The organism is Microbacterium sp. NPDC008134 (assembly GCF_042957055.1).
Classification (GTDB): domain Bacteria; phylum Actinomycetota; class Actinomycetes; order Actinomycetales; family Microbacteriaceae; genus Microbacterium.
Window position 1 is genome coordinate 938,910 of the sequence record NZ_JBIBHO010000001.1, and the last position, 21,272, is coordinate 960,181.

The 21,272-nt window shown below is 70.6% G+C and carries 19 protein-coding genes; 9 read left to right on the plus strand and 10 right to left on the minus strand.

Going from position 1 to position 21,272, the window contains the following annotated elements; translation table 11 throughout:
• Position 1: 1 nt before the first annotated feature.
• Positions 2-1,045 carry an ATP-dependent DNA ligase gene (locus ACFY9N_RS04400; RefSeq protein WP_391477047.1) on the minus strand — a complete coding sequence of 348 codons (1,044 nt, stop codon included), beginning with the start codon at positions 1,043-1,045 and terminating at the stop codon, positions 2-4.
• Between the two features lie 46 nt (positions 1,046-1,091).
• Entirely contained in the window at positions 1,092-2,543 is a 1,452-nt protein-coding gene (locus ACFY9N_RS04405) for a phytoene desaturase family protein (protein WP_391477048.1), read from the minus strand.
• A gap of 84 nt (positions 2,544-2,627) precedes the next feature.
• Here ACFY9N_RS04405 and ACFY9N_RS04410 point away from each other — a divergent pair, with 84 nt between their 5' ends.
• Complete coding sequence (locus tag ACFY9N_RS04410) at positions 2,628-3,116, plus strand: hypothetical protein (protein WP_391477050.1); 489 nt, start codon at positions 2,628-2,630, stop codon at positions 3,114-3,116.
• A 30-nt stretch (positions 3,117-3,146) separates the two neighbouring features.
• On the opposite strand, the gene ACFY9N_RS04415 is transcribed toward ACFY9N_RS04410, so the two are convergent.
• Entirely contained in the window at positions 3,147-4,382 is a 1,236-nt protein-coding gene (locus ACFY9N_RS04415) for an acyl-CoA dehydrogenase family protein (protein WP_391477051.1), read from the minus strand.
• A gap of 102 nt (positions 4,383-4,484) precedes the next feature.
• Positions 4,485-5,147, minus strand: coding sequence for a TetR/AcrR family transcriptional regulator (locus ACFY9N_RS04420; protein WP_391477053.1), 663 nt, complete (start codon positions 5,145-5,147; stop codon positions 4,485-4,487).
• Between the two features lie 172 nt (positions 5,148-5,319).
• On the opposite strand from ACFY9N_RS04420, the gene sucC reads away from it, so the two are divergent.
• Both sucC and sucD read left to right on the plus strand, forming a co-directional pair.
• Positions 5,320-6,486 (plus strand): ADP-forming succinate--CoA ligase subunit beta, encoded by a 1,167-nt coding sequence (gene sucC / locus ACFY9N_RS04425; RefSeq protein WP_391477054.1) that lies wholly within the window; start codon positions 5,320-5,322, stop codon positions 6,484-6,486.
• A 30-nt stretch (positions 6,487-6,516) separates the two neighbouring features.
• Positions 6,517-7,419, plus strand: coding sequence for a succinate--CoA ligase subunit alpha (sucD, locus tag ACFY9N_RS04430; protein ID WP_391477056.1), 903 nt, complete (start codon positions 6,517-6,519; stop codon positions 7,417-7,419).
• 62 nt (positions 7,420-7,481) lie between these two features.
• Here the strand turns inward: sucD and ACFY9N_RS04435 are convergent, their stop codons facing one another.
• Genes ACFY9N_RS04435 through fepB form a run of 5 tightly spaced genes read right to left on the minus strand, consistent with a single transcriptional unit; the run spans position 7,482 to position 12,255 of the window.
• Positions 7,482-8,336 carry a siderophore-interacting protein gene (locus tag ACFY9N_RS04435; protein ID WP_391477057.1) on the minus strand — a complete coding sequence of 285 codons (855 nt, stop codon included), beginning with the start codon at positions 8,334-8,336 and terminating at the stop codon, positions 7,482-7,484.
• Positions 8,336-9,157, minus strand: a complete 822-nt coding sequence (locus tag ACFY9N_RS04440; RefSeq protein ID WP_391477058.1) for an ABC transporter ATP-binding protein — start codon at positions 9,155-9,157, stop codon at positions 8,336-8,338. Before ACFY9N_RS04440 ends, ACFY9N_RS04435 begins: the two co-directional genes overlap by 1 nt.
• A gap of 10 nt (positions 9,158-9,167) precedes the next feature.
• Positions 9,168-10,202 (minus strand): FecCD family ABC transporter permease, encoded by a 1,035-nt coding sequence (locus ACFY9N_RS04445; protein WP_391477059.1) that lies wholly within the window; start codon positions 10,200-10,202, stop codon positions 9,168-9,170.
• Positions 10,199-11,257 (minus strand): FecCD family ABC transporter permease, encoded by a 1,059-nt coding sequence (locus ACFY9N_RS04450; protein WP_391477061.1) that lies wholly within the window; start codon positions 11,255-11,257, stop codon positions 10,199-10,201. The genes ACFY9N_RS04445 and ACFY9N_RS04450 overlap by 4 nt, the downstream gene beginning before the upstream one ends.
• On the minus strand, positions 11,254-12,255 hold the full coding sequence (fepB, locus tag ACFY9N_RS04455; protein WP_391477062.1) for a Fe2+-enterobactin ABC transporter substrate-binding protein: 1,002 nt from the start codon (positions 12,253-12,255) through the stop codon (positions 11,254-11,256). The genes ACFY9N_RS04450 and fepB overlap by 4 nt, the downstream gene beginning before the upstream one ends.
• 126 nt (positions 12,256-12,381) lie before the next feature.
• On the opposite strand from fepB, the gene ACFY9N_RS04460 reads away from it, so the two are divergent.
• Positions 12,382-13,836 carry a helix-turn-helix domain-containing protein gene (locus tag ACFY9N_RS04460; protein WP_391477063.1) on the plus strand — a complete coding sequence of 485 codons (1,455 nt, stop codon included), beginning with the start codon at positions 12,382-12,384 and terminating at the stop codon, positions 13,834-13,836.
• 72 nt (positions 13,837-13,908) lie between these two features.
• Here ACFY9N_RS04460 and ACFY9N_RS04465 read toward each other — a convergent pair whose 3' ends face one another.
• Positions 13,909-15,330 (minus strand): NCS2 family permease, encoded by a 1,422-nt coding sequence (locus tag ACFY9N_RS04465; protein ID WP_391477064.1) that lies wholly within the window; start codon positions 15,328-15,330, stop codon positions 13,909-13,911.
• 94 nt (positions 15,331-15,424) lie between these two features.
• Between ACFY9N_RS04465 and ACFY9N_RS04470 the strand changes: the two genes are divergently transcribed.
• The 5 genes from ACFY9N_RS04470 to ACFY9N_RS04490 all read left to right on the plus strand — a co-directional run bounded on the left by ACFY9N_RS04470 (position 15,425) and on the right by ACFY9N_RS04490 (position 21,196).
• Positions 15,425-16,813 carry a DUF6350 family protein gene (locus ACFY9N_RS04470; RefSeq protein ID WP_391477066.1) on the plus strand — a complete coding sequence of 463 codons (1,389 nt, stop codon included), beginning with the start codon at positions 15,425-15,427 and terminating at the stop codon, positions 16,811-16,813.
• A gap of 9 nt (positions 16,814-16,822) precedes the next feature.
• Positions 16,823-17,410 (plus strand): phosphoribosylglycinamide formyltransferase, encoded by a 588-nt coding sequence (gene purN / locus ACFY9N_RS04475; RefSeq protein ID WP_391477068.1) that lies wholly within the window; start codon positions 16,823-16,825, stop codon positions 17,408-17,410.
• 47 nt (positions 17,411-17,457) lie between these two features.
• Positions 17,458-19,065 (plus strand): bifunctional phosphoribosylaminoimidazolecarboxamide formyltransferase/IMP cyclohydrolase, encoded by a 1,608-nt coding sequence (gene purH, locus ACFY9N_RS04480; RefSeq protein WP_391477069.1) that lies wholly within the window; start codon positions 17,458-17,460, stop codon positions 19,063-19,065.
• 128 nt (positions 19,066-19,193) lie between these two features.
• On the plus strand, positions 19,194-20,702 hold the full coding sequence (locus ACFY9N_RS04485; protein WP_391477071.1) for a DNA-3-methyladenine glycosylase 2 family protein: 1,509 nt from the start codon (positions 19,194-19,196) through the stop codon (positions 20,700-20,702).
• Complete coding sequence (locus ACFY9N_RS04490; protein WP_391477072.1) at positions 20,699-21,196, plus strand: methylated-DNA--[protein]-cysteine S-methyltransferase; 498 nt, start codon at positions 20,699-20,701, stop codon at positions 21,194-21,196. Before ACFY9N_RS04485 ends, ACFY9N_RS04490 begins: the two co-directional genes overlap by 4 nt.
• Positions 21,197-21,272 lie beyond the last annotated feature (76 nt).

The window sequence follows — 21,272 nt, forward strand, 5'->3', positions numbered from 1 at the left end:
CTCAGCCGATCACGTCGGCGAGATCGTAACCGGCCACGCTGTCGAGCTGCGCGTACGTGCACGAGCGGGCCTCGCGGTCGGGCCGCCAGCGCGCGAACTGCACCGTGTGGCGGAAGCGGGAGCCCTCGAGCTGGTCGTAGCGGACCTCGAGCACGCGTTCGGGGCGCAGTCGCACGAACGAGACGTCCTTCGATCCGGTGAAGCGCGATCGCTCGCCCTCGCCGGTGACGGCGTCTCCGGATTCGTCGCGCTCGACCAGGGGTGCGAGCTCGTCGACGAGTTCGCGGCGGCGCGCGTCGCTCCACGCGGCGACGCCGCCCACCTGGTGGAGCATGCCCTCCTGGTCGTAGAGGCCGACGAGGAGCGAACCCACCCCCGAGCCGGACTTGTGGATGCGGTATCCGAGCGCCACGACATCGGCGGTGCGCGCGTGCTTGATCTTGATAAGCGTGCGCTTACCGGGGGCGTAGGGCTGGTCGAGTGGTTTGGCGACGACGCCGTCGAGGCCGGCGCCCTCGAATTCCGCGAGCCACCGCACGGCGGCATCGTGATCGCGCGTCGTGCGGGTGATGTGCAGCGGGTGGGGCGCTCCTTCGAGGAGTGACTCGAGGCGGGTCCGCCGCTCGGAGAACGGCCGCGCGAGCAGGTCGTCGTCGCCGTCGGCGAGCAGGTCGAACGCGATGAACATCGCCGGCGTCTCCGCGGCGAGGCGGGTCACGCGGGAGGCCGCCGGGTGGATGCGCTGGCTGAGCGCCTCCCAGTCGAGGCGCTGCGCACCCTCGGCACCCGTCGCGACGACGATCTCGCCGTCGAGGAGAGCGGGGCGGGGGAGGATCTTCGGGATCGCGTCCACGAGTTCCGGGAAGTACCGGGTGAGGGGCTTCGCCCCGCGCGATCCGATCTCGACGGTCTCGCCGTCCCACGCGATGAGTCCGCGGAACCCGTCCCACTTGGGTTCGAAGAGCAGGCCGCCCGGCGTCTTTGCCGGATCGGGCACGGATGCCGCGGCCTTCGCGAGCATCGGGGCGGGGATGTCGTAGCGCATGCCTCCATCCTGGCGAGCGCGTGCGTTCTGCGGAAGACCGTGCGGGTCAGGGGAAGAGGTCGCCCAGCTCGTGCGGCTCGCCCGCGTCGGAGAGGGCGGTGCGGGCGGCGAGCCATCCCGCCATACCGTTCACGCCCGGGCCCGGAGGGGTCGCGGCGGAGGCGAGGTAGACGCCGCGCATCGGCGTGCGCCACGGGGCCGCCGACAGGGTCGGCCGCTGCAGTGCCTGGCGCATCGTGAACGCCCCACCGAGAACATCGCCCTGGATCTCGGCCGGATTGACGGCCTCTCGGGCGGATGCCGGTACCGCGCGGTGCGCGAGGATGCGGTCGCGGAACCCCGGGGCGAAGCGCTCGACCTGCCGGGTGATGAGTTCGGTCGCGTCGAGGTCGGAGTCGAGGGGCACGTGGATGTATGTCCACAGCACGGCCTTGCCCACGGGGGCGCGGGTCGGGTCGAAGATCGACGGCTGCACCGCCAGGACGTAGGGGCGTTCGCTCACGCGGCCGCGCGCGACGGCGTTCTCGCTCGCTCGTACTTCGCTGCGGGTGCCGCCGAGGTGCACGGTGGGCGACTGCGCCACGTCGGCGTTCGTCCAGGGCACCGGACCGTCGAGCTCGAAGTCGACCTTCGCCGCGGCCGGTCCGTAGCGATAGCGGGAGACGGCGCGCGCGTACCGCGCGGGGATGCCGGGGTGGGTCAGCGCGAGACGCGGCGAGGTGTTCAGCACGAGCAGGTCGCCGCGCGCCGCGTCGCCCCAGTCGAGGATGCCGAGGTCGCGCACGTGCACGCCCGTCTCGATGCGACCGCCGTGGGCTTCGAGATCGACGACGAGGGCATCGGCTATCCGCTGGGCACCGCCGCGCGGGTACATCCACCCCTGCGCGTGACCGAGCGCGGCGAGCAGCAGTCCGGCCGCTGCTCCCGGAAGCGAGGGCACGGGGGCGTTGGCGTGCGCGAGCACTCCCGTCAGCAGCGCCGCCGCCTCCTCGGTGCGGAAGGCGCGCGAGGCGAGCGGCGTGCCCTGGTCGAGCATGCGCAGCGCGTAGCGCGCGGCCGTGAGCGGTTCGTGCGGCCAGCGGGGGATCTGGTGGCCGGTGAAGTCGACGACTCCGTCGGCGTGCAGGCTGAGGGGCCGCAGGCGGGAGAGCCAGGCCTCGCGGTCGGGTCCGAGGGCTGTGGCCGTCCTCTCGATGTCGCGCCAGGCGATCGCCGCGCGCCCGTCATCGAGCGGGTGGGCGTACGAGATCTCGGGGCGGATCCATTCCACCCGGTCGGCGAGGCCGAAGGCCCGGAAGAACGGTGATGCGAGGGCCGCAGGATGCACCGCCGAGCAGACGTCGTGACGGAAGCCGGGGAGGATGCCGTCGGTCGTGCGCACACCGCCGCCGATCGTGTCGGATGCCTCGAGCACCCGTACCTCGTACCCCGCTCGCGCCAGTGACACGGCGCTCGCCAGGCCGTTGGGCCCGCTGCCGATGATCGTCGCCCGCACCATGCCGCCAGTCTTGCACGCGCACGCTCTCCGGGTGCGGATCGGAAGCGGTCGAGACGGCTCCGCGATCGTGCGATCCTGGAAGGGATGAACGAAGTACAGGGCCCCACCCCGACCGGCACCTCCCGTCCCTACCGCTCCCTCGCGGAGGCGCTTCGCGCGCACCGCATCGACCCGGTGAACCACGAGTTCATCGGTGCGATCGTCGACGCCGTGGGGGTGACCTCGTTCATCGATCGCGGTCGCTACATCGAGGCCCTGCGTCGCGGCGACCACGCCTCGCTGCACATCGGCCGCACCTACACGAACGGTTTCACCGAGGACGAGACGATCGTCGTCGGCTCCACCCCGATGCGCCTGCAGCCGAGTGAGGGTCGGGCGCCGTACTTCTACGTCACCCACCCGAGCGAGTACGCGCCCGCGGTCCCGGCCCGGGCGGCGAAGCGCTCGTCGACCCCGCGCACGCCGTCGGTACCGCGTGAGAAGGCACCGAAGCCCGTGACCGAGCGGGACTACGGCGTGTGCGACGTGTGCTTCATGGTCAAGACGCCCTCGGGCGGGTGCGGCTGCGACTGATCGCCCCCGACCGGCATCCGCTCCTCGCCGTCAGGCGAACGCGCTCATCCCGGTGATGTCGCGTCCGAGCAGGAGCGCCTGCACGCTCTCGGTGCCCTCGTAGGTGTGGATCGCCTCGATGTCGGCGAGGTGCTGCATCACACCGTTCTCGAGCAGGATGCCGTTGCCGCCCAGCAGGTCGCGGGCGGTCGAGGCGATGCGGCGCGCGGCGCGCGTGTTGTGGAACTTCGCGAGCGATGCCTGGGTCGGGCGGAGCGCCCCGGCCGTCTCGAGATCGGCCATCCGACGGCAGTAGAGCTGCATCGCGGTGAGGTCCTCGAGCATGTGGGTGAGGCGCTCCTGCACCATCTGGAACTTCGCGAGCGGCTTGCCGAACTGCACGCGCTGGGTCGCGTAGGCCAGGGCGGCCTCGTAGCAGGCGGTCGCGTGGCCGAGTGCCGACCAGGCGACGCCCGAGCGGGTGGCGTAGAGCACGACGGAGGCATCCTTGAAGCTGTGGGTGCCGGGGAGCACGGCGTCGAGCGGCACGCGCACGTCGTCGAGGCGGATGTGCGCCTGGTGGATCGCACGCAGCGACGCCTTTCCGCGGATGACCGTGCCCGTATACCCCGGGGTGTCCTGTTCGACGAGGAAGCAGCGCACGGCGCCGTGATCGGCGTCGGATTCATCCTCGACGCGCGCCCAGACGAAGGTGATCCCGCCGGACGCCCCGTTGCCGATCCACTTCTTGGTCCCGCTGATGACCCAGGCATCGCCGTCGCGGCGCGCGACCGTTTCCAGTGACACCGAATCCGATCCGTGGTCGGGCTCGGTGAGCGCGAACGATCCCAGCACGCTCGCATCGGCGAGTGAGGTCAGCCACATCTCCTGCTGCACGGGGGAGCCGAACAGCGCGAGGGTGCGCAGCGCGAGACCGCCCTGGACGGCCAGGATCGTGCCGAGCGATCCGTCACCGCGCGAGACCTCCATGTTCACCAGGCCGGCGGCGAGCGGTGAGAGTCGGGTGAGGGCGGGGTGCTCGACGCCGTCGATCACGAGATCCATCTCGCCCATGCGGCGGGCGGCCGACAGGGGATACTCCGCGCGGTCCCAGGCATCCGCCATCTGCGGAGCGACCTCGTCGACGTACGCCTGCGCGCGTTCCCAGGCCGCGCGATCGGCATCCGGGATGTCGGCGAACACGGCGTAGTAGTCGCTGTCCTGCCGGCCGGTGATGTCGTACGACGAGACGCGCTCGCCGGGCAGGGGGGAGGAATCGATGCTCATGGGGCTCCTTCGTGGCACCAGGTATCGTACTCCTCGAAACTGAGTTCCACGACTCCGGGCACGGCGAACCTCCGCCCTGCGGAAGCGGGCGCTGTGGAGCGTTCAGTCCAGCTGCGAGCGCAGGCGCCGGGTGACCTCGGCGACCGGCATCGACCGGGGGAAAACCGCCACGACGACATCGTCCGGGGCGCTCGCCGACGCATCCGCCGGCACCCCGTAGCGCCGCCGCACGTCGGCGAGAGCCTCCTGCAGAGTCGCGAGCGGAACCTTCTTCGTGCCACGCAGCAACTGGCGCAGTACGTGGTTGTGCACCGCGGTCACCAAGGCGGCGAATCCCACGGCATCGAGCGGGTCGACGCCCGGGAGCGCCCCGCGCAGGTAGTCGTCGAACAGGCGCTCGTACCGGAACACCGTGATGATCTCGCGCTCGCGGAGCACCGGCACCTCGCGCACGATCCGGTAGCGGCGGCGGGCGAGGTCGGGGTCGTGAGCGAAATGGGAGAAGACCGATTCGGATGCCGCGCACACCGCGCCCCACGGATCGTCGTGCCCCTCGCCGAGGAACACCCGCAGGCGCTCCAGCAGCGCCTCGTGGTCGGCGAAGACCACGTCCTCCTTGCCGCCGAACTGGCGGAAGAAGGTCGATCGCGAGACGCCGGCCGCCTTCGCGATCTGCTCGACCGAGGTCTGATCGAAGCCCTGCGTGTCGAAGAGCTCGAGGGCAGCGGCCACGACGCCGGTGCGCAGTTCTGCGGATTCGTGCATGGCACGAGCCTAGACCTCGTGCTGTCGGGCGTGCGGAGAGTGTGACGGCGGCGGCCTCCGACGGTGCCTCCGGGGCCGCAGGAGCGTCCAGTTCGAGGTAGTAGGCTGGGGGACTGGTCGATGTCTCGACATCGAGAGAATTACCAGACAGCAGCCCAGTGAAGGAACCACAGTGGATCTGTACGAGTACCAGGCACGAGACGTTTTCGAGAAGTACGGAGTGCCGGTTCTCGCCGGCATCGTCGCCGACACCCCCGAGGAGGTGAAGGCAGCCGCGGAGAAGATCGGCGGCGTCGTCGTCGTCAAGGCGCAGGTCAAGACCGGTGGTCGCGGCAAGGCCGGCGGCGTCAAGGTCGCCAAGACCCCCGAAGAGGCATACGAGGCCGCCAAGGCCATCCTCGGCCTCGACATCAAGGGCCACATCGTCAAGCGCGTCATGGTCGCCCAGGGCGCCCGCATCGCCGAGGAGTTCTACTTCTCCGTGCTGCTCGACCGCGCCAACCGCTCCTACCTGAGCCTCTGCTCGGTGGAGGGCGGCATGGAGATCGAAGAGCTCGCCGTCGAGCGCCCCGAGGCCCTCGCCCGCGTCGAGGTGAACCCCCTCACGGGTATCGACAAGGAGAAGGCCGTCGAGATCGCGCGCGCCGCGAACTTCCCCGAAGACCTCGTCGAGAAGGTCTCCGACGTCTTCGTGAAGCTCTTCGACGTCTACAAGGGCGAGGACGCCACGCTCGTCGAGGTCAACCCGCTCGTGCGCACCGAAGAGGGCGACATCATCGCGCTCGACGGCAAGGTCACGCTCGACGACAACGCGTCGGAGATCCGCCACCCCGAGCACGAGGCTCTGGAGGACAAGGACGCTGCCGACCCGCTCGAGGCGAAGGCCAAGGCCTCGGGTCTCAACTACGTGAAGCTCGACGGCGAGGTCGGCATCATCGGCAACGGCGCGGGTCTCGTCATGTCGACGCTCGACGTGGTCGCCTACGCCGGTGAGAACCACAACGGCGTCAAGCCCGCCAACTTCCTCGACATCGGCGGCGGCGCCTCGGCAGAGGTCATGGCCGCTGGCCTCGACGTCATCCTCGGCGACCCGCAGGTCAAGAGCGTGTTCGTCAACGTGTTCGGCGGCATCACGGCGTGCGACGCCGTCGCCAACGGCATCAAGGGCGCCCTCGAGACGCTGGGCGCCACGGCATCCAAGCCGCTCGTCGTGCGCCTCGACGGCAACCGTGTCGACGAGGGTCGCGCGATCCTCGCCGAGTACGCGCACCCGCTCGTGACCCTGGCCGCGACGATGGACGAGGGCGCCGACAAGGCCGCCGAGCTCGCCAACGTCTGACCCTTCGCTGAGACACAAGGACTAGAGAAAATGTCGATCTACCTCAACAAGGACTCCAAGGTCATCGTCCAGGGCATCACCGGCGGCGAGGGCACCAAGCACACGGCGCTCATGCTCAAGGCCGGCACCCAGGTCGTCGGTGGCGTCAACGCCCGCAAGGCCGGCACCACGGTCTCGCACACCGACAAGGACGGCAACGCCGTCGAGCTGCCCGTCTTCGCCTCGGTCGCCGAGGCCATGAAGGAGACCGGCGCCGACGTGTCGATCGCCTTCGTGCCCGGCGCCTTCACGAAGGACGCGATGGTCGAGGCCATCGACGCCGAGATCCCGCTGCTCGTCGTGATCACCGAGGGCGTGCCCGTCGGCGACTCCGCCGAAGCCTGGGCCTACGCCCAGAGCAAGGGCAACAAGACCCGCATCATCGGGCCGAACTGCCCCGGCATCATCACCCCCGGTGAGGCGCTCGTCGGCATCACCCCGGCGAACATCACCGGCAAGGGCCCGATCGGCCTCGTGTCGAAGTCGGGCACTCTGACCTACCAGATGATGTTCGAGCTGCGCGACCTGGGCTTCTCGACCGCCATCGGCATCGGCGGCGACCCGGTCATCGGCACCACGCACATCGACGCGCTCGCCGCGTTCGAGGCCGACCCCGAGACCAAGGCCATCGTCATGATCGGTGAGATCGGCGGCGACGCCGAGGAGCGCGCGGCCGAGTACATCAAGGCGCACGTCACCAAGCCGGTCGTCGGCTACGTCGCGGGCTTCACGGCTCCCGAGGGCAAGACCATGGGTCACGCCGGTGCGATCGTGTCCGGTTCGGCCGGAACCGCTCAGGCGAAGAAGGAGGCCCTCGAGGCCGCCGGCGTCAAGGTCGGCAAGACGCCGTCCGAGACCGCCGACCTGATGCGCGCGTTGATCGAATCGCTCTGATCTGAGCTACGCTTGACGTGAAGGCCCCGGGCTCCACCCCGGGGCCTTTCTCGTGCCCGGGCTCAGATCGGGAGGGCGAGGTCGTCCATCTCGAGCACGGAGCCCCCGTCGGCGAGCAACGCCTCGTAGGCGCGCAGGCGCGCCTCGTCGATCGCTGTGTTGCTGGTGCCGCGCTTCCAGTAGCCGTAGACCGAGACGTCGGCCTTGGCGACGCCGACCGTGGTGCGGAAGTGCGAACGCACGGCGCGCATCTCGTCGCGTTCGCCGGCACCCCACACGACGACATCGGCGCCGGCGACGACCGAGCGCGCGTGCTCCTCGAAGCCGTACCCGGGCTCGACACGCTCGAGGGTCAGCCCGGGAAGTGCCGGCAGCTCGTCGAACGCGACGGCATCCGAGGTGGCCACCCACCCGCGACCGTGCACACCGGCAGGTGCCTGCTCGAGGAGCGAGAACAGCGCGGGGATGGCCGTGGCGTCGGCGAAGACGAAGAGCTCCCGACCGTCGGTCTGCGGGAACGCGAAGTGCGGACGCGGGCCGACCATCGGCACGTCGTCGCCCACACGGAGGGCTTCGAGCCAGCGCATCATCGGACTCGATTCGCCGTGACGCACGACATCGACCTCGATGGTCTCCGCGGCGGGGTCGGCCGATCGCACGGTGTAAACGCGGGAGAGCTGCTCGTCGCCGTCCGTGAGATGGATGCGCAGCGACACGTTCGGGCGGCACCACTGCGCGTCGTCGGCCAACCCGTCGATGTGCAGGACGACGCGCACGAGTTCATCGGTGACATCGACGATCTCGCGCACGGTGCCGTGGGTGCGGTGCATGCCCTTGTTGTGGTCCTTCGAGAGGATCGCCTCCTGTTCGTGCAGGGGCAGGCTCCTGTCGACGGCGGGGGTGGTGTTCTCGGTCATCATGACTCCTGTTCTTCGGTGGGATGGAGGTGGCGCGAACGCTGATCCCGCGGCACCACGAGGGGACGTCCGGTCTCGGGATCCTCGAGCACGAGCGCATCGAGATCGAACACGCGTCGGAGGTTGTCGGGGGTGAACACGACAGCGGGGTCGCCCTCGACGACGATCGCTCCGTCGCGCATCGCCACGACGTGCGAGGCGTAGCGGGCGGCCAGGTTCAGATCGTGCAGGACGGCGACGAGCGTGCGACCTGCGGCATGCAGACGCGAGCACAGGTCGAGCACGTCGATCTGGTGCGCGACGTCGAGGTACGTCGTGGGCTCGTCGAGGAGCAGGACGGGCGTCTGTTGCGCGAGGGTCATCGCTATCCAGACCCGCTGGCTCTGACCTCCGCTGAGCTCCTCGACGAGCCGGTCGGCCTGGTCATGCATCCCGACTTCTCGCAGCGCCTCGTCGACCACGCGCTCATCGTCCGCCGACCACTGCCGCAACAGACTCTGGTGAGGGTTGCGCCCGCGGGCGACGAGGTCGGCGACGGTGATGGCGCTCGGAGCGACGGGCGCCTGGGGGAGCAGGGCGATACGGCGCGCGACCTGCCGGGTCCGCAACGAGGCGAGATCGGTGCCGTCGATCGTGACGCTGCCGGCCCGGGGCACGATCATGCGTCCGAGCGCGCGGAGCAGCGTGGACTTGCCGCAGCCGTTCGGGCCGATGATGACCGTGAACCCGCCGGGCGGAAGGTCGATGCTCAGGCGGTCGACGATCGTGAGGGAGGCGTAGCCCAGGCGAAGGTCGCGGCCGGAGAGCGTGGAGGGGATCATGGAGTCCTCATCAGATGCGTCGGGCGAGCAGGGACAACAGGTAGACGCCACCGAGCAGGCTCGTCACCAGCCCGACGGGGGTGCGCAGCCCGACATCGAGGTTGGCGGCGAGTAGATCGGCGAGCAGGAGCAGGAGGCCGCCCGTGAGCGCTGACACCCCGAGCTGAACACCCGGGGCAGGGGAGATGCGGCGTGCGATCTGCGGGGCGGCGAAAGCGACGAAGGCGATGGGACCGGCTGCGGCGACCGCGATGGCGGCCGCGATCACGGCCAGGAGCAGGGCCTGCAGGCGACGGCGCTCGACCGCGACACCCAGCGCCTGCGCGGCGTCGTCACCCATCTCGATGAATGAGATGTTGCGCACGCAGGCGGCGAGGAGAGGAGCCAGGATGCCGAGAACCGCGAGGAGCGTCCACGCGTGCGCCCACCCGCGCCCGGTGAGCGACCCGGAGGACCAGACCTGGGCGACGGTCGCGTCGTTGATGTCAGCCCGCACGAGGAGGAGCGCGGAGAGGGCGCTCATCGCGGCTCCGACGCCGATGCCGACCAGGACGAGGCGGATGCCGCCGCTCACGCCGTCCCGTCGGGCGAGCGCGTACACGACCAGGGCAGTGACGATACCGCCCGCGACGGCCGCCGCCGCGGTCTCGAGGACGCCGCCGCCGAAGAGCACGATCTGCGCCACCGCTCCGGTCGCGGCGCCGGTGGTGAAGCCGATGATGTCGGGGGAGCCGAGCGGATTACGGGACAGCGACTGGAAGACCGCTCCGCTCATCGCGAGTCCCGCTCCGACGAGCAGGGCCGTGAGTGCCCGCGGCATCCGCCTGCCCCACACCGACCGCATCGTCGATGCCGACGCGTCGCCGGTGAGAGTGCCGAACAGGTCGGCCGGGCTGACGGGGATGGTGCCGATGCAGAGGCTGACGAGAAGTGCGATGAGGATCACCGACGTCAGGATCACCGCGGTTCTCGCGCTGCGGACGTGGACTCGGACGGAGTATCCACCGACCCGGAGGATGCGCTCGGCGCGCAGCAGGTCGCTCACAGCGAGGCCACCCTCCGCGAGCGCACGAGAGCGATGAAGAGCGGACTGCCGAGCAGTGCGGCGGCGATCCCGCTCTGCAGGTCCGCCGGGGCGACCAGCGCGCGGCCGAGGGCGTCGGCGCAGACGAGGAGGCAGGCACCGACCAGGATCGAGCAGGGGATCAGCCAGCGGTGGGCGTTTCCGACGATCTGCCGAGCGATATGCGCACCCGCGAGGCCGATGAATCCGATGGGGCCTGCCGCGGCCGTCGCGCCGCCGGAGAGCAGTACGACGGCGAGGGCGGTGGCGATTCGCACCCCTCCGACCGGGGTGCCGAGCGAGCGAGCGGTCGCATCTCCCAGCGCGAGGGTGTCGAGCGGTCGTGCGAGCAGCAATGCGATCGCGATTCCGACGGCGAGGAACGGGAGGACGGCGACGATCACGTCGAACCCGCGGCCCTGGAGAGAGCCGACGGACCAGAATCGGAAGTACTGGAACGCCGTCTCGTTGCTGATGAGGATCATCTGGGTCACCGCGCCGATGGCGATCGCGACGGCCGTGCCGGCCAGAGCGAAGCGCACGGGCGTCGCACCGCTGCGATGCGCGGAGCCCAGGGCGAAGACGAGTACGGCGGCGAGGGCGGCGCCGAGGAAGGCGAACCAGACGTATCCGTGGATGGAGGTGACGCCGAGGTAGGCGATCGCCACGACGACGAGGAGCGACGCTCCGGCGTTGACCCCGAGGATGCCGGGGTCGGCGAGCGGGTTGCGGGTGAGGGACTGCATCAGCGCACCGGCGACGCCGAGCACCGCGCCCACCAGGATGCCGAGCACCGCGCGCGGAAGACGCGAGGCGATGACGACCAGGTGATCGTTGCGGGTCGGATCGTACGCGGTCACCGCCTCGAACACCTGCGCGGGCGCGATCGGGTGCGAGCCCACACCGAAACCGATGATCGCCACGATGACGGTGGCCGCACCGGCACCGATCAGGAGCGGGACGGCCCGCCGCGCGACGGCGGGACGACGCGGGGGAGCGCCGTCCCGCCTAACGGGCGAGGATGCCGTCGCGCTCATCCGGAGAAGGTGTCGACGATGAGCTGCGCCGTGTTCTTCGCGCTGTAGTAGTCGAGGCGGAAGGACTCGCTGCCCAGGGAGTGGACGCGATCGGCGGCGACGGCCGGCTGGTTGGCGAGCAGCGGATCGCTCGAGAGCGCGGACACCGGGTCGCCCCCGCCCATCGCGACGAGGAACAGGGTCTCGGCGGTGCCGAGTCCGCTCGCCGCGTTCTCGGCACTGAGGATGTCGACGCCGTTGGCGCCCGCCTGTTCGGTGCGGTACTCCTCATCGACACCCGCGTAGGTGAATCCCAACGACGTCAGCAGCTGTGCCTGCGGGCTGTCGGAAGCGAAGGCCCACACCCCGTCCGCCCCCATGTAGACCGCGGCGGTGACGGGCTGCTCGGGCAGCTCGACCTTCTCCGCCTGAGTGGCCACCCATTCGTCGTACTCGGCGATGGTGGCGGAGGCCGCGTCTTCGAGGCCGGTGATCTCGCCGAGTTCGGTGGTGAGCTCCTGCCACGTGATCGTGCCGTAGTCGAGGAGCACGGTCGGAGCGATCTCGCTGAGCTGGTCGTACGCATCGAGGGTGGCGTCGCCGCCGTTGACCGAGCCGATGATGAGATCGGGCTCGAAGAGGTCGACCGCGTCGAGGTCGAGCTCGAGGTCGGTGTAGACGACCTCGACGCCCGCGTCGTCGGCGGCATCCGCCCACTGGGTGAAGAACCCCTTGTCATCGGTCAGCGGTGTGACCGTGGTGGCGGCGGATCCCGCGATCGGCGCATCGATCGCCAGCAGGCTTCCCGTGATCGACGGTGAGACCGAGACGATACGCAGCGGCTGCGCGGGGATCTCCGTCTCGCCGGCGCCGTGTTCGATCGTCCGCGGCCAGGAGCCGTCGCCCGTCGGGGTGTCGGAGGCGGCATCGGCCGCCGGCGACGGCGATGACGAGCAACCGGCGAGGGCGAGAGCCGCGGTGGCGGCGAGGGCGGAGACGGCGAGCAGACGTGAGCGCATGAGGGGGACTTCCTGATTCGGGAGAGCGTGCGCGGGCCGTTCGGCGCACGGAGGACCGGGCGGTGGAGCCCGTAGAATCTGAACTTAGCCTTGCCTTACCTGTCGAAGATTTCTGGGAGCGTCAACGTGTTACCACTTCCCGTCGAGACGGTGGAGCCGCTCATGGAACCGGTGCTCCTGTGGTGCGTGCGCGGTTCGGCGACGGTCGTGATCGGCGCTGACGAGACGACGCTCGCGGAGGGCGACGGGCTCTGGGTTCCCGTCGGTGCCCGGATGGGCCTCGCGATCGGTCATCGCGACGTGGTGCTCCCCGTGCCGGGCATCGGAAACGGCGACGCGTCCACAGCGATGCGCGTCGTGATCCCGCCGTCGTGGAGGCCGTGGATCCTGCATGCGTTCGGAGAAGCGCTCGTCTACCTCGACGGGGAGTCGAGCCGTGATCGCCTGAGCGCGCTCCTCGGTCGCGCGAGGCGCGAAGCATCTTCGATCGCGCCCCCGGCGGCACCGAGTTCTCCCGAACTCGGTGTGCTCGCCGCCGCCATCGAGCGCACCCCCGCTCTCCCCGTCGCGGAACTCGCTCGCCGATTCCTCCCCGGTTGGAGTCCGCGCACTCTGCAGCGGAGATTCGTGCAGGAGACCGGTCTCACACCCGGGAGCTGGGCGCGCCGCCATCGTCTGGAGCTGGCCGCGCGCCTGCTGGCCGCCGGTGGCGAGGTGCACCCGGTGGCGCAGCGCGTCGGCTACGCCACCGTCAGCGGTTTCTCCCGTCAGTTCTCGCGTGCGATGGGCATGGCACCCGGACGGTGGCGCGATACGTCGGGACCTCGGGGGATGACCGTCCTGCGCCCTGCGCCGATCGATCACGGAGAGCGCCTTCCGCCGCAACGCACGTGGCTGCGCGCGAACGGCGCGCACGTCGCCGTGTGGATCGTGCAGGGCACCGCGACGGTCACGGTCGCCGGAGGAGAGACGACGCTCGCGCAGGGCGACGCCATGGTGATCCCGGCCGGGATGCCGAACAGCATCCGCGTCTCGCGGGGGTCGCTGCTGCTGCCGGTGGGTTACCGCTCCGGACGCTCTGTGGGTGTGGCGCTGCCCGATGCCCCGGCCACGGTCACCGAAGCCGATGAGGTGGACATGCTCCATGCGATGGTCTCGGCGTACACGCCCGTGCGTGCGCGGGGTGCGGATGTCTTCGCCGGCATCGACAGGGTGCTGGCCGCGGCCGGCGGCGCACCCACCGACGACGACGTCGCCGTGGCTGCGGTGGCCAGCGCTCTCGCGACGGGAGAAGTCGCCGACGAGACTCTCGCCGGGTGTGCGGCCTGGCTCGGTGTGTCGGAGCGGGAGCTGAGCCGTATCGTCAACCGGCGGACGGGGCTCACGTTCGCCCAGTGGCTCCGGGTCTCACGCATGTCCCGTGCCCGCGTGCAACTGCACGGCGGCGCCCCGGCATCCGCCGTCTCCCGGCGCCTGGGGTACGCGCATCTCCCGGCGTTCTCCCGCGCGTTCCGCGAAGTGCACGGCACGAGCCCGCGACATGTCCCCGTCGTCTCCCCGCGCGAGCGGCGCACCGCCTGACCTCCGCGGCACCCGCGTGGCGAACGAAAGAGGGGCGGATGCCGCAGCATCCGCCCCTCTGTCTATCCGGTGTCAGATACCGACGCCGAACAGCGCCTCGATCGGCCCGCGGGCGAAGAAGATCACGAAGCCCGCGCCGACCACCCACAGCAGCGGGTGGATCGTCTTGGCGCGACCCGAGAAGGCGTTCACGACGATCCAGCTGATGAAGCCGGCGCCGATGCCGTTGGCGATCGAGTAGGTCATCGGCATGACGGTGGCGGTGAGGAACACCGGCAGCAGGACGCGGAAGTCGCTGAGGTCGATGTTCTTGATCTGGGCGAGCATCATCGCACCGACGAGCACGAGCGCGGCGGCCGCGACGGCCCCCGGCACGAGCGAGGTCAGCGGGGTGAAGAACATCGCGACGAGGAACATCGCGCCCGTGATGAGGGTCGCGAAGCCGGTGCGCGCACCCTCGCCGATACCGGCACCCGACTCGACGAACACCGTCGCCGACGACGACGAGGTGCCACCACCGGCGATCGCGCCGATGCCCTCGACGACCAGCGCCGACTTGATGCGCGGGAAGTCGCCCTTCTCATCGGCCAGGTCGGCCTCCTTCGCCAGGCCCGTCATGGTGCCCATGGCGTCGAAGAAGTTCGAGAACAGCAGGGTGAAGACGAACATCACGAGGGCGACGATGCTGACCTTCTGCAGGTCGAAGCCGAAGTCGACCTGGCCGACCAGGCTGAGGTCGGGGAGACCGACGACCGACCCGGTGAAGCCGAAGTCGAGGCCGAACGGCCAGATGAGGTTGACGATGCCGCCGAGCACGGTGCCGCCGACGAGCGCGATGAGGATCGCGCCCTTGACGCGCAGAGCGGTCAGCACGCCGCCGATGAGCAGCGTGACGACGAAGAGCAGGGTCGGGATGGACGCCACGGAGCCGCCGATTCCGAGGTCGACGGGCGGCGAGGCGTTGCCGGTCGCCGTCACGAAGCCCGCGTTCACGAAGCCGATGAAGGCGATGAAGAGGCCGATGCCGACCGTGATCGCGAGCTTGAGCTGCACGGGCACGGCGTCGAAGATCATCTTGCGCAGGCCGGTCGCGGCGAGCAGCACGATGATGACACCGTTGATCATGACGAGCGCCATGGCCTCGGGCCAGGTCACCGAGCCGACGACCGAGAACGCGATGAACGCGTTGATGCCGAGTCCCGCGGCGAACGCGAAGGGCAGACGCGTGATCAGACCGAAGAGGATCGTCATCACACCGGCGGTGAGAGCAGTGGCCGCGGCGACCGCGGAACCGGACAGCACATTGCCGTCGACGTCGGGCGTCGAGAGGATGATCGGGTTGAGGATCACGATGTACGCCATCGTGACGAACGTCACCAGGCCACCTCGGATCTCGGTGCCGAAGGTGGAACCGCGCTTGCTGATCTCGAAGAAGCGATCCAGGGCGTTCTTCGGCTCGGCGGTGGCGGGTGCGGGGGACGGGGCAGTTGTCATTCGGGTGAACCTCCGGATGAGACGATATCGTCTCTCCCACGTCGCGCGCGCCCACCGGGTTCCCGCGGGGTTCTCGTCGTAGTCTCGAAACGCTATGCAACGCCTTCTCGTCGCCCTCCTCGCCGCGTTCGACGCCGCCATCGCGGCCGCCGTCGGACTCGCCGTGCTCCTGGCGCCGCTCACCCTGCTGTGGACGCTCGCATTCGGCGCCACCGCCGACTGGGGGGCGCTCTGGCCGCTGACCGGGACGCTGTGGGCGTTCGGGCACGGGGTGCCGCTCGACATCGGCATCGCGGACGACGCACTGGTCGCGATCGGTCTTCCCGTGGCCGCGGCGTCGTTCACGGTCTCGGTCGCGCCGCTCGCCCTGCTGGTCTTCACCCTGCTGTTCGCGGCGCGCTCGGGTGCGCGGGCGGCCAACGCGGGGTCGTGGGTCACCGGAGTCCTCTCCGGGACGACGGTGTTCGCCGCGCTCGCCGCCGGTGTCGCCCTCACCTCGCGCCTCGACGCCGCGAAGACGTCCCTGCTTCTCGCGATCCTCCTGCCCGCGGTCGTCTACGTCGTGGGTGCGGTGTGCGGAGCGGTGCGGGTGGTCTGGGAAGAGGGCGACGGCGGGCCGATCGACGCGATCCATGATCGGCTGGATGTCTGGCCCGAATGGACCCCGGTGCCGGCGGCCATCGTGCGCGGCGCGGCGTTCGCCCTCATCGCCGTGCTCGGCGTCTCGGCCGCCGCGCTCGCCCTCCTCACGCTCTTCCGTGGCGGCGAGGTCGTGGCCCTCTTCCAGGCTGCGCGCGTCGATCTGCTCGGCGCCGTCGTGATCACGCTCGCCCAACTCCTCTACCTGCCGACCCTCCTCGTCTGGACGGCGTCGTGGATCGCGGGGCCCGGATTCGCCGTGGGCGTCGGCACCGCCGTCTCTCCGGCGGGCACGCAGCTCGGTGTCGTGCCCGGCATCCCGGTGCTGGGGCTGCTGCCCGAGAACAGCTCGATCTGGATGCTCATCGTGGTGCTCCTGCCGGTCGCCGCAGGTGCCGTGGCCGGGTGGGCCGTGCGCTCGCGCCTGGTGTGGGAGGGAACGCCACTGCGGATGCTGCCGCGCGCCGTCATCGCGGTCGGCATCGGTGCCGTGACCGCGGGAGTCGCTGCCCTCGCCGCGCTGCTCACCAGCGGGTCGATCGGCCCCGGGCGTCTCGCCGAGACCGGTCCGTCGGTCGGCGCCTTCGCCCTCGCCCTCGGGGGAGAGGTGCTGCTCGGCGCCGCGATCCTGCTGCTGTCGCCGCGCAACCGCGACGAGCTGGCCGAGGAACGCACCGATCGGTGGGTCGCGGAGATGACGGCATCCGATCTCGACGAGACGGCTCCGCACGCGTTCGCGGAGACGGCCCCGCACGCCTTCGACGAGACCGCCCCTCAGCCGTTCGCGGAGACCGCCCCGCTCGACGACGTCACCGGGGAAGGGCGCCCTCCCGCGCCCCGGTAGACTGAGCGCGTGCTCACGGTCGCCGTTCTCATCTCGGGCGCCGGCTCGAATCTTCGTGCCCTCCTCGAGGCCGCCCGCCACCCGGACTTTCCCGCGCGGGTGGTCGTCGTGGGCGCCGACCGCGAGGCGGAGGGCCTGGCCCACGCCGAGGCGTTCGGCATCCCGAGCTTCACCGTGCCGTGGCACGAGCACGAGAGCCGCGAGGCCTGGGGCGAGGAACTCGGCCGTCAGCTCGCCGTTTGGAACCCCGACCTCGTCGTGCTCAGCGGTCTCATGCGTCTGCTGCCCGCATCGCTCGTCGCGCAGTTCTCCCCGCGTCTGGTGAACACCCACCCCGCCTACCTGCCGGAGTTCCCGGGGGCGCATGGTGTGCGCGACGCGCTCGCCGCCGGCGTCGCCGAGACGGGCGCGAGCGTGATCGTCGTCGACGACGGCGTCGATACCGGACCGATCCTCGCCCAGGAGCGCGTGCCGATCCTCGACGGCGACACCGAGCACGTCCTGCACGACCGCATCAAGCCCGTCGAGCGCCGCCTGCTGATCGATGTCGTGCGGCGCATCGCGACCGGCGAGCTCGCGCTCGACGCCGCTTCCTGACTTTTCCTCCCCTCTCTCTCCCGCACGACGCACGAAGGAGCATCACCATGGCCGGCCCCCGCCACGACCCCTCGCTGTACCGCGATCGCGACACGGTGCCGATCCGCCGGGCGCTCGTCTCGGTCAGCGACAAGACCGACCTGCTCGTCCTCGCGAAGGCGCTCGCCGACTCCGGCGTGCAGATCGTGTCGACCGGGTCGACCGCCGCGACGATCCGCGAGGCCGGCTTCGAGGTGACCGATGTCGCCGCGGTGACCGGTGTCGCCGAGATGCTCGACGGCCGCGTCAAGACGCTTCACCCGAAGATCCACGGCGGTCTGCTCGCCGACCTGCGTCTCGAGGACCACGAGCGTCAGCTCGCCGACCTCGACATCGCGCCGTTCGAGCTCGTCGTGGTGAACCTGTACCCGTTCGTCGAGACGGTCGCCTCGGGCGCCCAGGGCGACGACGTCGTCGAGCAGATCGACATCGGCGGCCCCGCCATGGTGCGCGCCGCCGCGAAGAACCACGCGAACGTGGCGATCGTCGTCTCGCCGCAGTCGTACCCCGGCATCATCTCGGCCATCGCCGAGGGCGGCACCTCGCTGTCGCAGCGCCGCGAGCTCGCGGCCCGCGCGTTCGCGCACACCGCCGCCTACGACACGGCGGTCGCATCGTGGTTCGCCGAGGGCACGCTCCAGGACGACGGCGACCTTCCGGCGCACCTGACGATCCAGGCCGAGCGCCTCGCGACTCTCCGCTACGGCGAGAACTCGCACCAGCGCGGCGCGATCTACACCCGTGCGGGCGGCCACGGCATCGCCCAGGCCACGCAGCTCCAGGGCAAGGAGATGTCGTACAACAACTACGTCGACGCGGATGCCGCGCTGCGCGCCGCGTACGACATGATCAAGCCCGCCGTGGCGATCATCAAGCACGCGAACCCGTGCGGCATCGCGACGACGGCTCCGAACGCCCTCGACCCGATCGCCAGCGCGCACCTGCGCGCGCACGAGTGCGACCCGGTCTCGGCATACGGCGGCGTGATCGCCGCGAACGGCACCGTGACACTCAAGATGGCCGAGAACCTCAAGGACATCTTCACCGAGGTCATCGTCGCCCCGTCGTTCGAGCCGGCGGCCCTCGAGGTCTTCAAGGCCAAGAAGAACCTGCGTCTGCTGCAGCTCCCGGAGGACTGGCAGCAGGAGCGCATGGACGTGCGCCTGGTGTCGGGTGGCCTGCTGCTGCAGGACGCCGACCGCTTCCCCGACGACATCGTCTCGGTCGCCAAGAACTGGGAGCTCGTCTCGGGTGAGCGTCCGAGCGATCTCGAGATGGAGAACCTGATCTTCGCGTGGAAGGCGTGCCGCGCCGTCAAGTCGAACGCGATCGTGCTCGCGAAGGACAATGCCACGGTCGGCGTCGGCATGGGCCAGGTCAACCGCGTCGACTCTTGCCGCCTCGCGGTCGAGCGCGCGGGGGAGCGCGCGGCCGGTTCGGTCGCGGCATCCGATGCCTTCTTCCCGTTCGCGGACGGCGCCCAGGTGCTCATCGACGCGGGCGTCACCGCGATCGTGCAGCCCGGTGGCTCGGTGCGCGACGAGGAGGTCGTGGATGCGGCCCGCAAGGCCGGCGTCACGATGTTCTTCACGGGAGAGCGTCACTTCTTCCACTGAGCATCCGCAGCGTCTTCTCGAGGCCCTCATCCGCCGTCGCGGGTGGGGGTCTCGGTCGTACCAGGGGCTCCCACCGCGATGTCCGATTTCCGCCAGTCGATGTCGGTGGGCCGTGACAGCATGGAGTCATGAGCCTCCCCGTGACCGACTTCGACGAGCGCTACCGCGCGATCGACGCACGCGACACCCGCTTCGACGGGCAGTTCGTGACGGCCGTACGATCGACGGGCATCTACTGTCGTCCGAGCTGTCCGGCGCGCACGCCCAAGCCCGAGAACGTGACGTTCTACCCGACGAGCGCCGCGGCGCACGAAGCGGGCTACCGCGCCTGCAAGCGCTGTCTCCCCGAGGCGGCGCCGGGGTCTCCGGCCTGGAACCTCCGCGGCGACGCGGCCGCGCGCGCGATGCGGCTCATCTCCGCCGGCGTCGTGGAACGCGAGGGCGTCTCCGGGCTCGCGTCGCGGCTCGGTTACTCGACCCGGCATCTGAACCGCATGCTGGTGAGCGAACTCGGCGCGGGGCCGCTGGCCCTCGCTCGGGCGCACCGGGCGCACACCGCGCGCATGCTGCTCGTCGGAACCGACATGCCCGTCTCCGATGTGGCGTTCTCGGCGGGATTCGCCAGCATCCGGCAGTGCAACGACACGATCCGCGAGGTGTTCGCGCTCACGCCCAGTGAGCTTCGCGCTCGACGACGGATGCCGATGGCCGCAGCCCCCGGCACGATCGATCTCGTGCTGCCCTACCGCGGTCCGCTCGACGCCTCGGGTGTCTTCGCGTGGATGGCGGCCCGGGCGCTGCCCGGTGTCGAGGTCGCGAGCGAGACGTCGTTCGCCCGCCACCTGCGCATGAACGGAGGGCCGGCCTGGTTCGAGGTGCGGCAGGATTCCACCGAGCGACTGCACCTGCGCGCCCGCGTCACCCAGCTCGGCGATCTCGCACCGCTGGTGGGCACGGTGCGGCGGCTGTTCGATCTCGATGCCGACCCGCGAGCCGTCGACGATGCGCTGGCCGCGCACCCCGAGCTCGCGCAGCTGGTCGCCGCGACCCCGGGGATCCGGGTTCCGGGAGCGGCTGATCCGCACGAGATGCTCATCCGCGCGATGGTCGGGCAGCAGATCACCGTGGTCGCCGCGCGTACGGCGTTGGCCGCGCTCGCCGATGCTCTCGGGGAGCGCACCGACGACGGCCTGCTCTTCCCGACCATGGCCGCGATCGCCGAGCACGGCGCCGAGGTGCTCCGGGGGCCGGCCGCCCGCATCCGCGCGATCACCGGCGCGGCAGCCGCATTGGCCGACGGATCGCTCACCCTCACCGTCGGCGACGACGGGCGCGAGCAGCGTGCCGCGCTCCTCGCGATGCCGGGCATCGGGCCCTGGACCGCCGACTACGTGCGCATGCGGGTGCTCGGCGACCCCGACATCCTGCTCCCGGGCGATGTCGCGATGCGCGCCGGTGCCGCGGCGTCCGGCCTCCCGGGCGACCCGCGCGCGCTCACGGGATGGGCGGAGCGCACCGCCCCCTGGCGCAGCTATCTCACGGCGCACCTCTGGCGCGCCGCCCCCGTCCGCCCGGCGAAGAGCCGACGCACGCCGACTCCGGCCACGACGACATCGATCCCGAAGGAGACCCCATGACCGCTCTCATCCAGACCATCGACACACCCGACGGGGCGTTCACAATCCTCGCCGACGACCAGCAGCACGTGCTGGCGTCCGGCTGGACGGCCGATCACGCGGCGATCCTCGACAGGCTCGCCGCAGGGGAGCGCCCGACGGACGTGCGCGAAGGCGAGACCGACGCGGCGGAGGCCGTGCGCGCGTACTACGGCGGAGACGTCGCGGCGATCGATACCGTTCCCGTGCGGCAGAAGGGGACGACTCTGCAGATATCGGGATGGGCGGCGCTGAGGAAGATCGCCCCGGGCGTTCCTCTCACATACACCTCGTTCGCCGCGGTGCTCGACAATCCCCGTGCCGTGCGGGCCGCCGCATCCATCTGCGCACGCAACGCTCCGGCACTGTTCGTGCCGTGCCATCGGGTGCTGCGCACCGACGGCACCCTCGGTGGTTTCGCCTGGGGGCTCGATGTCAAGGAGAGTCTGCTCGCCCGCGAGCGCGCCACGCGCTGACAGACGGAGAAAGCAGCCGAGAAGGCAGCCGAGAGGGCGGCCGAGAGGGCTGCGGAGGAGGCGGGGAGGGCAGTGT

What these genes read in the sequence shown, in the direction of transcription:
- ACFY9N_RS04400 (WP_391477047.1), bottom strand. Translation starts at nt 1,045, where the DNA reads ATGCGCTACGACATCCCCGCCCCGATGCTCGCGAAGGCCGCGGCATCC.
- ACFY9N_RS04405 (WP_391477048.1), bottom strand. Translation starts at nt 2,543, where the DNA reads ATGGTGCGGGCGACGATCATCGGCAGCGGGCCCAACGGCCTGGCGAGC.
- ACFY9N_RS04410 (WP_391477050.1), top strand. Translation starts at nt 2,628, where the DNA reads ATGAACGAAGTACAGGGCCCCACCCCGACCGGCACCTCCCGTCCCTAC.
- ACFY9N_RS04415 (WP_391477051.1), bottom strand. Translation starts at nt 4,382, where the DNA reads ATGAGCATCGATTCCTCCCCCCTGCCCGGCGAGCGCGTCTCGTCGTAC.
- ACFY9N_RS04420 (WP_391477053.1), bottom strand. Translation starts at nt 5,147, where the DNA reads ATGCACGAATCCGCAGAACTGCGCACCGGCGTCGTGGCCGCTGCCCTC.
- sucD (WP_391477056.1), top strand. Translation starts at nt 6,517, where the DNA reads ATGTCGATCTACCTCAACAAGGACTCCAAGGTCATCGTCCAGGGCATC.
- ACFY9N_RS04435 (WP_391477057.1), bottom strand. Translation starts at nt 8,336, where the DNA reads ATGACCGAGAACACCACCCCCGCCGTCGACAGGAGCCTGCCCCTGCAC.
- ACFY9N_RS04440 (WP_391477058.1), bottom strand. Translation starts at nt 9,157, where the DNA reads ATGATCCCCTCCACGCTCTCCGGCCGCGACCTTCGCCTGGGCTACGCC.
- ACFY9N_RS04450 (WP_391477061.1), bottom strand. Translation starts at nt 11,257, where the DNA reads ATGAGCGCGACGGCATCCTCGCCCGTTAGGCGGGACGGCGCTCCCCCG.
- fepB (WP_391477062.1), bottom strand. Translation starts at nt 12,255, where the DNA reads ATGCGCTCACGTCTGCTCGCCGTCTCCGCCCTCGCCGCCACCGCGGCT.
- ACFY9N_RS04465 (WP_391477064.1), bottom strand. Translation starts at nt 15,330, where the DNA reads ATGACAACTGCCCCGTCCCCCGCACCCGCCACCGCCGAGCCGAAGAAC.
- ACFY9N_RS04470 (WP_391477066.1), top strand. Translation starts at nt 15,425, where the DNA reads ATGCAACGCCTTCTCGTCGCCCTCCTCGCCGCGTTCGACGCCGCCATC.
- purH (WP_391477069.1), top strand. Translation starts at nt 17,458, where the DNA reads ATGGCCGGCCCCCGCCACGACCCCTCGCTGTACCGCGATCGCGACACG.
- ACFY9N_RS04485 (WP_391477071.1), top strand. Translation starts at nt 19,194, where the DNA reads ATGAGCCTCCCCGTGACCGACTTCGACGAGCGCTACCGCGCGATCGAC.
- ACFY9N_RS04490 (WP_391477072.1), top strand. Translation starts at nt 20,699, where the DNA reads ATGACCGCTCTCATCCAGACCATCGACACACCCGACGGGGCGTTCACA.